At 62.3% G+C, this 13185-nt stretch carries 1 protein-coding gene; it reads right to left on the bottom strand.

Translation table 11 applies throughout. The features are described 5' to 3' along the window. Positions 1-2 precede the first annotated feature (2 nt). Positions 3-13151 (bottom strand): hemagglutinin repeat-containing protein, encoded by a 13149-nt coding sequence (locus QUG03_RS05790; RefSeq protein ID WP_500819617.1) that lies wholly within the window; start codon positions 13149-13151, stop codon positions 3-5. Positions 13152-13185 lie beyond the last annotated feature (34 nt).

The raw sequence follows: 13185 nt of genomic DNA, 5'->3' as shown, positions 1-13185 counted from the left end.
TTTTATCTCCTTAGCATATATTTATTAAACAAATCCACCGCTTCTTTTGTATGTATGCTTGTTTGATTACCTCTAGCAGGCAATGTTCTTATCCCATTTCTGCCAACCCCACCAAACATTGGCCCTGTTACCAAATCAAAAGTATACTTCCACTCATCAGGCGGAAGGTAAGGAACAGTTGTCAATTGCCTATTCATTGCAACAAAGTCAGCCCACTCTCCATTTGCCCCTCCAAAAACCTTGCTATTCAGTTTTTCAAGCTCTGATTTAGGCACTGAGAATTCAACGACATCTTGCGAATTTTTGCTCATCATAGTTGCGGAACTAATAGCTTCATCACGAGAGGTTGTCATATAAAAACCAGGACCAAAATCATTGGTCAATTTCGACTCAGACAAATCCACACCTATCGATCGAATATTGGCGGCATTCTTTGGCGATGTGCCATGATAAAACATTACGAAATCATTCGCTGCAGATGAAGCATCTAATCCACTCGCAGTGCCGACTCCCCCTCGGAGACTAGCAAGGCCCTCACTCCCCAGCAATGGTCCTGTCGCAGCCTTAAACGCTCCACGCAAAACACCAAATCCAGCAAACAGATCCAACTCTGGCATTGTCTGCACTAGGCCAGGCTCGCCATTCTTGATGGTGTGCTCAGACGAAACAATGTTTGCAATCTGCTGCAACACACCCTGCTCTCGTTTGGTCTCTCGGATTAAAAGCTGAGTAAACGCGAGCTTTGCCTGATTAGCTTCCAGATCACACTTGACAGCCACAATGGAACAACCCGACTCGACTCTCTTCTGGAGTTCCTGCGCCTGCGCCTCCAACTGCTCCAATTGCTTTTTCTGATCATCTATATTTCCGATCAAAGGCCCTAAACCAGAGAATGCGCCAAGCATGCCCTCGTCACCTTCTCGCGCCAGCTTATCAATTTCAGCATTACGCGTGGCATCCAACCATTTTAGCTGATCCCGAACCTGACACGCTTTTGCATCCCCTTCACGGCATGCCACCTCCGCCGCGATCAACACTTTCTTCTCAGGCAGGGACAGAGTGTTGTTCTCCATCTCCGTCTTCGCCGCATTCACCGTAGTCGCGGCGGTGTCCATCCCGCCCGTGGCAGTAGACAAACCTGCCAGCAAGCCGCTCACCAGGCTTTCTCGTTGCAACTTCTGTTCCGCCGTCATGGTGTCCGGGCTGGTTTTTTGCAACGCGTCCAAAGCATTGTTCAACGCCACCGCTGCGGCGGCCCCGGCGGCTCCCGCGCCGCAACTCTGCCCGCTGGCGCTGGCTCCGCCGCAGGCCAGCGCGGCGTGCAGCACGGCGCGAACAATTTCGCCTTCCGGCGTTTTGGCGCCGCCCTCCATCCCGTCAACCAACGCTTTCACCTGCTGAGCACCCAGGCCTTGCAGATAGGCGATGCCGGCGTTTTGCGCCATGCCGCCAAGGCCGTTGGCCACATTGCCGCCGATGCCGGCGGTGACCGCAGTGAGGATCTGGCTGTAGGCTCCACCTGGCGCCCACTTGGCGGCATTGGCTGCCGTCGCTTGCAGGCGTTCCTTCTCCGCATCGCTCTTGGCCGGATCCTTTTGCGCCTTGTCCGCTTCCTCCTTCGCCGCCTTGGCTTCCGCGGCCTTGGCGGCGGTGAACACGCTGACCTGCTCGGTCAGCGCCTGCACCACTGCGAAGGTGGTTTGCAATTGCTGCTTGTCGAACTTGTCCTGTAGGGAATTTGCGCTGTCCCTGTCGCTGCTGACGTCGCGGTTGAGCGCGGCGGCGGCTTGCTCCGCCGTCTGGCCGGTCAAGGCTTGCTGACCGGCGCTGTCGACAATGCTCAGCTTGCCGCCGCTGACCCCGGCGCGGGTGACGCTATCCGCGCTCTCATGGGCGGCTATCGCACCGAAGGCGTTGGCTCCGCCCCCGTTGCCGAATTGCTGAGCATGGATATCTTGCCCGCCCACAGCGTCCATGGAGCCAAACTTGACCTCTCCGCCCTTCATGCTGCCGCTGCCACCCAGGCTGATGCTGCTGCCGCTGTAGTTGGCGTGGTTTTGCACATCGCCGACGATCAGCGTGCCGGTGCTCAAACTATTCTTGTCGTCCGCCACCGCCTTGTCGCTGCTGGCGATGACGCCACCCGTGAGATGGGTATTGCCTTTGACCACCACTTGGAAGCCGCCGTTTCCGGCCTTGAGGCCGGACTGGTTCTGCACGCTGGCGTAGTCGTTGTCCATCTTTTGCTGGCTGTAACTGCCGCTGGCGCTGAAGCCGAGTCCAACGGTGACGCTGCCGCCCAGGCTCTTTCCGCTGCTGTGGTACTGGTGCAGGTCTTGCTGGCTCTGGATGTCCAGATTGCCGCCGACATTGGCCACGATCTCTCGGCCACGCGCCTCCGCGCCCTTGAGCACGGCGTCGCCGCCGGATTGCAGGGTCAAGGTATTGCCGGCGTTTACCGTGGCGTGGCGTTGATCGACCGTGTCGCCGCTTTCACGGCCGAAGGAGTGGTTGGCGTTGGCGGTGACGCCAACGCTGAAGCCCCCCTGGCCGAAGGAAGCGCCGATGCCCACGCCCCAGCCGGAGCCGCTGTTCTCGCCGCGCAAGCTGCTGCTGTCCTGCGCCGACTGCAGCGCAACTTGATTGTCCGCCTTCAGCGTCGCGTTGCGGCCGGCCTGCAATTGACTGCCGACGATATCGATATTGGAGTCCTTGCCGCCGCCGCTGGCCTGTATCAGCAGATCTCGCCCCGCCTCCAGCCGGGTGTCGGTATGCGTGAGGGACTGGCTTTCCTGCTTGCTGTCGCTGCGGTTGGCGCCGATGGTGACGCTGGCGGACACCAGTTGACCATCAGCCGCCGCCTGAGCCGCTTTATACCCGTTGTACGCGGCCAATGCGGCGGTGCCCGTCGCCAAGGCGCGGGTGCGCGAATCGGCACTCTGCCCGCCCGCCGCCACCTGGCCCATCTTATCCACCGCATCCAGCGCGCTGAGCACAGGGCTGCTGACTCCGGCGGTGACGCCCCATTGGTCCATGTGATGGGTTTCGACGCGGCTATCCTGATCCACGCCGGGCCGGATTTGCACGGACTTGCCGCTCAAGGTCAAATCCTGCCCCGCCGCCAACTGAGCTCCGGCCACCCGCACCGCGTCGGCGGCGCTGAGTGCGACATTGCCTTGCAGGCTGGTGATCTGACTGAGGGCTGCGCTTTGCTGACTGCCGCTGCCCGACGCCTTGTCCTCTGTGTGCTGGACGCCGACCGTGGCGGAGTGATTGCCGCCGCCGACATTGCCCAGGGTGAAGCCCTTGTTGTCTTGGTTGAATTGGTAATGAGCGGTGGCGGCCAGCACGTTGACGCTGCCTTGATCCGCCGCCACGGTCACGTCCTTCACCCCCTGCAACGCAGAGCCCACCACATTGACGTCGCCGCCCAGGCTGACCACCCGGATTTGCTCGCCGCGAACCTGGCTGGGGTTGAGTTGCTGGTCGTTCTGCCTGCCGTTGCCGTCTTGCCGCGCCTGGTTGTACGGCGTGAGCGAGGTGCCGCTGTGGTTGGGCACGCCCTCGAACGCGCGAACCAGATCGCCGAGCTGCGGCGCATACAAAGAGGTGCGCGAAGCGTGGCTGTAGCTGCTGAAGCTGTCTTGCCTGTCGTTGACGCCCGCCAGAATGTCGACATTGCCCTTGGCGAACAAGTCCACCTTGCCCCCGGCCTGCAGGCTGGAGCCGATGACGGACAAGTCTCCATTGCCCGGCAGTTGCTCCGGCTTGCCGCTGGCCAGCAGCTTGATGTCGCCGCCGGCCAGGATGGCGCTGCCCACGCTGCTGACGGTGCGGTTATGTTGCTGATAGCCCTGCTCCAGCGAGGAATAGGACATATCCTGGCTGCTGCTGGACAGCGCGAAGGCGGAGATCTCCGCGCCCACGCCCTTGACCAGACCAAAACCGTGGCGGGTGCTGACGATCTCTTTCAGGTTGTCGAACGTGTCCTTCAGCGTATTGACGGTTTTCATGGAGAAGCCGCTTTGCTTCTCCACATGGCTGCGGTCCACCACCATGACGTCCCGGCCATCCTGCACCAGCACGGAGTTGGCCCCCACCGCCACGTCGCCGTTCAAGGCGCTCAGGCTGCTGCCCTGCACCAGCAGCTTGCCGCCGGCCTGCACCGTTAAATCGCCCTTCAAGCTGCCCACCAGGCTCTTGCTTTGACTCTGGGTGGTGCCTTGGGCGTTCATCGCGTCGCTCAGCTCTTTGCTGCCTATCATGAAGCCGCCCCAGCCCGTGCCGAAGAAGCCGGACTTCTTCTCGTAGTGGTACTGGAAGCTTTGGCTGGCGTTGGTGCCGGCCTGGACGCGGATGTCGTTGCCCGCTTGCAACGATGCCGTGTCCGTGCTCGCCACCTGACTGGCCAGGATGCCCAGATCACGCCCGGCGCTGACGGCGACCTTGTCCGCTGACAGATTGCTGCCCACCTGGGTGGCGCTCTGATGAGAACTGATGTCCACCGTGGTTTTCTTGCGCATGAAGCCGCCGGACGAACGCACCGTCTTGCTGTAATCGCTGTGCAGATTCGTCGCCGAGCTCAAGCTGACGTCGCGTCTCGCCGCCAGCGCGGCCTCGCCGTCGCTGGACAGGCTGACGGCCTGAGCTGCGACGTCCCGGCCGGCCAACAGCGTTAGCCCCGTCTCTCCCCGCAGCGCGCTGCCGTGCTGGGTGAGGTCGTAATTATTGTGGACATCCTGGCCCCAACTGTTGTCGCTGCGGTTCTCAGTGGCCACCGCGCCCAGTTTGATGTCGTTGCCGGCGGACAGGCCCAGCTTGCCGCCGCTGAGCAGGCTGGCGCCGTTCAGCAAGGCGTCGCCGCCGGCTTGCATTTGCAAGTCGTTCTTGCCGGAGAGCGCGGCCACGGTCAGGGAGTCGGTTCGCCAGTTGTGACTGCTGCCCCCGCTGCTGCCGATATCTTGCTTGGTGTTGGCCTCGCTCTGTAGCGTCAGTTGCTTGCCGGCCAGCGCCAGCAGGCCGCCGCCGGCCTGGGCTTGGGAGCCGTTGAGGGCTAGATTGCCGCCGGCTTGCAGCAGCATATCGCCGCCGGCCTGCAGCTGGGTGGCGTGGCGAGTCTGGTCCAACGTCGAGTACGCGCCCCAACCCCAACCATTCCAGCTGCCCTGGCCTTGCTTGCTATCCAATGTGGATTGCAGGGTCAGCTCATTGCCGGCCACGGCCAGCAGCTTGCCGCCGGCTTTGACGTCCGCGCCGCTAAGCGTGAGGTCGTGCCCAGCGTTGAAGCCCAAGCTGCCGCCCACTTGCAGCGTGCTGCCGACATGGTCGACCTGCTGGTAACTGTACTGGCTGCGGCCGATGTTGCCTGCATGGCTGTAGCGGTTTTCGCGGCTGGCGATGTCAAGATCGCGGCCGGCCTGCAGTTGCGCGTCGCCGCTGACCTGCAGCTGCGCGGCTTGCAGCTTCAAATCATTGCCGGCCTGCAGCTGCAAGCTGCCCGCCTGGATCACGCTGCCGGCCTGGCTGTGTTGCTTGTCATCGCCAACAAGCAGATCGTGGCGAGCGCCAAGGCCCAGGTCGCCGCCGGCCAGCACTTTGCCGCCTTCGATGCGGATATCGCCCGCTTGCGCCAACAGGCTGTTGTCCGCCTTCAACGTACCGCTGTTGATCAGCGAGCCATCGGCCAGCAACGCCATATGGCTGCCGGCCAGCACCGCACCCTGGCCGCGCAGCGATTGCTCCTGCGCCTTGGCCAAGTACACCACCGGCACCAGTACGTCGTGGCCGTCGACATTCTGCTTCACCAGCCACACCATGTCCGCGGTGAGGCGGGACATCTGCTCCGCAGACAGCGCCACGCCCGGCGTCAATTGGAATTGCTTAGCGTATTCCGCGCCCTGGCTCATCAATTGCTGGTACTGCTGCGTCGCGTTGGCGTTGCCGCCGATAAAGCGCTTGCCGGTCAGCTCGGTCACCGCGCGGCTGACCAGTTGCTGCTCGTAGAAACCGTCGCCCAGGCGTTTTTCCACGCGGCTGGGGTCGTAGCCCAATTGTTTGAGCAGGTAATCCGACGAAATGAAATTGTTGTACTGGGTGAAGCGCGGGTCGGTCTCCACCAGATAGGGCTGCGCCGGCGCCGGGCGCGTCTGGAACAGACCGTTATTAGGCAGGCTATAGCCGCCGGCCACCGGGTTGGCCGCCTTGGTGCCGGCGGACTCCAGCAACACTTGCTGCGGCAACACCGAGGTTTTGGTCCCGTCCCACTGCGCGCCGGCTTGGCTGGTCACAGCGGACTTTTGCAGCTCCACCGCCGCTTGCGCGCCAGTCAGCGGCCCAGCCAACGCTTGCGCGGAGGCAAGGGCATCCAGCGGCTTGCCGCCCAGCTTCTTGCCCGCGCTGGCCGCGTCGCCATCGGCTTGCGCCAAAGCCTTGCCCGCCGTGGTGTTTACCGCCGTCGCTTTGGACTGGCTATCGCCGGTAGTTAGAGAGATATCGAGCTGAGAAGCCTTGCCGTTGGAAATGGTGGGGGCTTGTAGCGTGAGTTTTTGGCCGGTACTAATAGTGGCATCCAACGAGGCTAGGACTTCCGAACGCGTTGAAACAGTTGGGCTACCAACTCTACCCGCATAAAACACAGCCTGTGTTGTCTCCGTAACGGTCTTTAATAGCTGCTGACCTACACCATTTATTTTATTCCCTGCCTTCATAACCAAATTTTGACCAACTGCAATAGAGCTGTACTTATTTAACACATCTACAGACTGAATAGACAAATCCCCAGCCACTAATAGGCTCGCAGGATTACTTTCCCCTGACGCCATATCCGTCTTAGTTGAAATAGAGTAATTTCTCGCCACCTCACCCGGGACTCCAACTTCATCCCTCCCAGGCACTGAAATAGACACTGGAATGATATTTATTTTCCGTGACGCGCCATAGCCATCAACTCTAGCCCCTGCCTTCATCAATGACTCCGCCTTGCCATATTCCAGCACCATTGGATCAAGATTATTCATCATTACCTGACGAGAATCCGTTGGCAAGATATGTTTTTTAGGATCATATCCAGGCAAATAGTAATAACCAGCCTGCCACCCACTCTCCACCTTCAAAAAATATGGAACTGATACCGGTTTATCGCCAACAGAACCTTTAACCCTAAGATACTTACTTCCTTCATCAACAGATGCTACCGCATAAAAAGGGACAAAACCAACGTAGGATATGCTATGCTCGCACTGCCTCGAACCATCCTTTCCACAATCCACATATTCATAGATAACGGAAGGAAGTTCATATAGTGTTTTTTTATAACTCTCCGCAACTTCGCTACTTGGCAATATCTCTATTGGGCTCGATTCGTTACTCACCCTCCCCGCATCAATAAACATATTGCCATCGGACTGCAAAGTCGCCACATGGTTAATCACCTGCCCTGCGGCCGCTCCGGCCTTGCCGATGCGCATATCCCCCTGACTATACAACCAGCTGCCGTCGTGATTATTCAGCGTCTGGCCGATATCCAGCGCCATATTGCCGGCAGAGGCGATCAGACCCTGATTGCCGCCGTTGTCCAGGCTGGCGGCCTGGATGGAGATATCGCCGCCGGTGATGGAGTGGGTGTTCAACACGCTGGCGGCGTTCAGTTGCAAGGCGCCGGCGCTGAGCTTGCCGCTATTGCTCAGCGCCTGGCTCAGCGCAGCGCTGAGTTTGCCCCCGGCGTTGACCTCGCCGCTATTGGTCCAGCGGACGCCGCTCAAAACCAAATCGCCGCCGGCCTGCAACTGGCCGCTATTGATCAGATTGCCGCTGCTGCTGATGCTGAGCTTGCCATTGGCCTGCAACTTGCTGCCCGCGACATGGATGAAGTCGCTGGCCAGGGTCAGGCTCAAATCCTTGCCGGCCAGCAAGGAACCGGAATTGCCCAGGGTCACCGTGTCTATACCCAGGCTGCCCACGCTCAGCAGGCTGCCGCCGGCATTGTCCAGTCCTTGCGCCTTGATCCGCCAATCGCCGTTGCCGGCGATCTGGCCGCCGTTGTTCAATTGCCCGCTAAGCGTCACGCGGCTGTCGCCGCCGCCCAGCGCCAACAGCTTGCCCCCATGGTTGAGCAAGCTGCCGCTATCCAAGCTCAAGGTGTGGCCGGCCTGGATCAGGCCGCCGGCATTGTCCACGCTGGCGCTGTCCAACTTCAAAGCGCCGTTGCTGCCCAAAGCGCCCTGGCGATTGTCCAGCGCTCCGCTCGCGCTGAGTTGCAAATCGCCCTGGCTGCTGAGCGTGCCGCCGGCATTCAGCAAGCCCGCCGCCGTCACCTGTAGCTGGCCGTTGGACAGCACTTTGCCCTGCCGGCTATTGTCCAGCTGGCCGCTTAACTCCAGCTTGGCCGCGCTGTCACCGGCCTGGCTGAGCAGACCTTGCTGGTTGTTCAGCTCGGCGGCTTTCAGCTGCAGTTGCCCGGCCTGGATCTTGCCGCCCTGGTTCTGAGCCAGTTGCGCCACTTGCACGTCCAGCTTGGCCGCGCTTTGCAAAACGCCCTGGCGGTTGTCCAAGGCCAAGGCGCTCACCTCCAGACGGCCATTGCCGGCCAACAGGCCTTGAGCGGAGTTGTCCAGCGTCCCGCCGATGGCGACCTTGCCGTCGCCGGCTCCCAGCGCCTTGATGCTGCCGCCCTGATTGCCCAGGCTGGCCGCGTGCAGTTGCAGGGATTCGGCCTGCACCGTGCCGCCTTGGTTGTTCAAGACCGCGCCCAGCTGCAATTGCAGCCCCTGCCCGCTGACCAAGGCGCCGCCCTGATTGTCCAAGCCTTGGGCCAACTGCAATGATTGCGCGCCCAGGCTGCTCAACGAGCCCTGCTGATTGTTCAGCGATTGGGCTGCAAGCGTCAGGCCGCCGTTGCTGAACAAGGTGCCTTGCTGATTGTCGAAACGCTGACGCACCTGCCATTGCGCCATGGACTGTCCCAAGTGGCGGATTTCGCCACCCTGGTTGCTGAGCCTGTCCGCTTTAAGATTCAGGTCTTTGGCGACGATGTGGCCGCCGTCGTTGTTCAAGCCGGCTTGCTTCTCCAGCTTCAACTCTCCGGCCGACTGCAGCGTGCCGCCGTGGTTGTCGATGTCGGCGGCGTTGACCTTCAGTTCTGTATTGCCGGCGATCTTGCCCTGGTTGTTCAGCTGGCCGCTGATCTCCAGGCTGCTGGCGGCGTCCTTGCCCAAGGCCAGGATCTGCCCCTTGTCGGCGTTGTTGACGCTGGCCGCCGTCAGTTGCATATCCTTGCCGGCCTGGATCAGGCCCTCGCCGTTGTCCAGCTGGCCGACCGTCAGCTTGAACGTGCCGTCGCTGCCCAGCAGGCCATCGTTGCGCAGCACCTCGCTGGCGCTGAGAGTGAACCCTTGCGAGCCGATCAGGCTGCCCTTGGCGTTGTTCAGTTGCCGCAGCTGGGCGTCCAGCTGCTGCTGGGCGAAAACTTCGCCGCCCTGATTGCTGAGCGTGTCCGCCTTCAGGTTCAGATCCTTGGCGACGATGTGGCCGCCGTCATTGTTCAGACTGGCTTGCTTCTCCAGCTTCAACTGGCCGGCCGACTGCAGCGTGCCGCCGTGGTTGTCGATGTCGGCGGCCTTGATATCCAGCTGCGCGTTGCCGGCGATCTTGCCCTGGTTGTTCAACTGGCCGCTGATTTCCAGGCTGCTGGCGGTGTCCCTGCCCAAGGCCAGGATCTGGCCCTTGTCGGCGTTGTTGACGCTGGCCGCCGTCAGTTTCAAATCCTTGCCGGCCTGGATCAGGCCTGCGCCGTTCTCCAACTGCCCGGCCGTCAGCTTGAGCTGACCGTCGCTGCCGAGCAGGCCGTCGTTGCGCAGCACCTCGCTGGCGCTGAGGTTCAGGTTTTGCGAACCAATCAGGCTGCCCTTGGCGTTGTTCAGTTGCCCCAGCTGGGCGTCCAGCTGTTGCTGGGCGAAAACTTCGCCGCCCTGATTGCTGAGCGTGTCCGCCTTCAGGTTCAGATCCTTGGCGACGATATGGCCGCCGTCGTTGTTCAAGCCGGCTTGCTTCTCCAGCTTCAACTGGCCAGCCGACTGCAGCGTGCCGCCGTGGTTGTCGATGTCGGCGGCCTTGATATCCAGCTGTGCGTTGCCGGCGATCTTGCCCTGGTTGTTTAGCTGGCCGCTGATCTCCAGGCTGCTGGCCACGTCCTTGCCCAAGGCCAGGATCTGCCCCTTGTCGGCGTTGTTGACGCTGGCCGCCGTCAGTTGCAGGTCCTTACCGGCCTGGATCAGGCCCGCGCCGTTCTCCAGCTTGCCGACCGTCAGCTTGAACGTGCCGTCGCTGCCCAGCAGGCCATCGTTGCGCAGCACCTCGCTGGCGCTGAGAGTGAACCCTTGCGAGCCGATCAGGCTGCCCTTGGCGTTGTTCAGCTGTCCCAGCTGGGCATCCAGCTGTTGCTGGGCGAAGAGTTCGCCGCCCTGGTTGCTGAGCGTGCCCGCCTTCAAGTTCATATCCTTGGCGACGATATGGCCGCCGTCGTTGTTCAAGCTGGTTTGCTTCTCCAGCTTCAACTCGCCGGCCGACTGCAGCGTGCCACCGTGATTGTCGATCTCGGCGGCGTTGACGCTCAGCCCGGCATTGCCGGCGATCTTGCCCTGGTTGTTCAACTGGCCGCTGATCTCCAGGTTGCTGGCGGTGTCCTTGCCCAAGGCCAGGATCTGGCCCTTGTCGGCGTTGTTGACGCTGGCCGCCGTCAGTTGCAAATCCTTGCCGGCCTGGATCAGGCCTGCGCCGTTCTCTAGTTGCCCAGCCGTCAGCTTGAACGTGCCGTCGCTGCCCAGCAGGCCATCGTTGCGCAGCACATCGCTGGCGCTGAGGGTAAAGCTTTGCGAGCCGATCAGGCTGCCCTTGGCGTTGTTCAGTTGTCTCAGCTGGGCGTCCAGCTGCTGCTGGGCGAAGACTTCGCCGCCCTGGTTGCTGAGCATGCCCGCCTTCAGGTCCAGGTCCTTGGCGACGATATGGCCGCCGTCGTTGTTCAAGCTGGTTTGCTTCTCCAGCTTCAACTCGCCGGCCGACTGCAGCGTGCCGCCGTGGTTGTCGATGTCGGCGGCCTTGATGTCCAGCCCGGCATTGCCGGCGATCTTGCCCTGGTTGTTCAGCTGACCGCTGATCTCCAGGCTGCTGGCCGCGTCCTTGCCCAAGGCCAGAATCTGGCCTTTGTCGGCGTTGTTGACGCTGGCCGCCGTCAGTTTCAAATCCTTGCCGGCCTGGATCAGGCCTGCGCCGTTCTCCAACTGCCCGGCCGTCAGCTTGAACTGGCCATCGCTGCCGAGCAGGCCGTCGTTGCGCAGCACGCCGCTGGCGTTTAGCTCCAGGCCTTGCAAGGTGGTCAATCGCCCTTGCGCGTTGTCGATCTCCGCCGCCTTGACCTCGGCTTTGGCGTCGCTGTGCAGCTTGCCTTGTTCGCGGTTGTCGATTTTGTCCGCGCTCACTCTCAGCGTATCCGCGCCGGCGTGGCTGATTTCGCCATGTCGGTTGTCGATGGCCGCCGCGTCCACGGTCAGCGTTTTGCCCTGGCTGGCGATCACGCCGTCGCGGTTGTCCAGCAGCCCTTGCACGTCCACCAAGCCGGCGGCCGCGCCGCCTTGCGCAATCAGGCCGCCGCGGTTGTCCAGCGTCTTCGCCTGCAGTTCTAGCTGTCCGGCGCTCAACGCGCCTTGCCGCAGCTGGATCCCCTCGCCGGCTTGCAAGCGAGCCAGGCCTCGGGCGCCCAGCTTGGCTTGCGAGGCGTTCAAATCCCCGTCCGCCGTCACCCGCAAATCGCCGTGGCTGGCGCCTAGAACCGCGCCCTGCAACTGGGCCTTGCCCGCCTGAATGCTCGCATCGCCGCCGGCCAGCAATTCGCCATGGAAATCCAGACCCCCGCGGCTGCGCAGCGTCAGCGCGCCGGTCTCGCCCAATTTGCCGTCGGCTTGTGCGCCGGCGGCCACGCTGCCCTTGCCCGCCACCGCGGTCGCTTCAATGTCGAGCGCGCCGCCCGCCGTCAGACTGCCGTCCAGTTGGGCCGCGCCGACGGCGGCCACTTGCAGCGCGCCCTGACTGCGGGTCTGGCCGCCGTGCTCCAGCTTGCCGCCGCTGTTGAGCCTCATGTCTAGCTGACTGAAGGTCTTGCCCTTCAGCAACAAGTCGCCGGCGCTGGTCAACTGCAGATCGCCGGCGCGCGCGGCCATCTCGCCTTGTTGATTGACGCCCACCCCGGCCTCGGTGCCCACCAAGCGGATGGCGTTGGCGTACATGCCGCCCAGTTGCGCCACGTCCAGCGCGAAGGTCGGCGCGGCGGAGCCGTCGGCCGCCAATGGCCGCGCCTGCAGGGTGTCGGCGTCCACCTGGTTGCGCCCCAGTACCAGATCCAGTTGCTTGGCGTGCAGTTCGGCATTGACTTGCAGCGCGCGGCTGATGATGGCGAATTTATCGACATTGCCGGCATTCAAGCCGGCGCCGCTGATGCTGACGGCGCCGCCGTTGACCTGGAAACCGGTCAGCGCGCCCTGGGCGTTGAGTTGCGGCGCGCCGGTGCTCAGCATCGCTTGCTGGGTGTTGATGAAGCCGCAGCCGCTGCAGCTGATGCCCCATGGGTTGGCCACCACCACTTGCGCGCGCTGGCCGGCCACTTCCAGATAGCCGTTCAGCTGCGAGGGGTTGGCGTGGGTGACTTCGTTGAGGATGATGCGGGCGCTGCCGCCGGCCAGATTGGGATTGCCGCCGACATAGCCGGCCAACTGGGCATTGACGACTTGCGCGCTGTTGTTGAGCACCACCCCTTTGGGGCCGACGTTGAACTGCTGGTACTGATTGTGGGATACGCCGGCGGCGGTGGGCGCAGCGATCTGCACCACCGGCAGCCCGCTATTGGCCTGAATCACCGTCGGCCGCTTGCCGGCCGCCGCAGCCGGATCGGCCACGATGTCCGCCGCCAGCGCGACGCTGCCCAAGCCGACGCCCACCCACAGCGCGCACAGTTTGAAGCCGAAGCCGCGCGCGGCGGCGAATCTCGCCCCCGCCGCAGTCTGGCCGCGGCCGCCGCCCTTGCCCTGCCCGCTTGCGGTTTCCTGCACCGCCATCAGTTGGCCGCGCGCTTGATTGAAGATGATGCGATAGAGAGTCTTGTTCATGATGGCGTCGTCGAAACGGGACAGGGCCCGGCCT

Source organism: Chromobacterium sp. CCUG 30098 (assembly GCF_059916605.1).
Note: the sequence above shows the minus strand (reverse complement) of the source record. Positions and strands in the feature narration are given on the sequence as shown.

Bases quoted from the DNA above. Each gene is read 5' to 3' on its own strand.
- QUG03_RS05790 (WP_500819617.1), bottom strand. From the start codon at position 13,151: ATGAACAAGACTCTCTATCGCATCATCTTCAATCAAGCGCGCGGCCAA.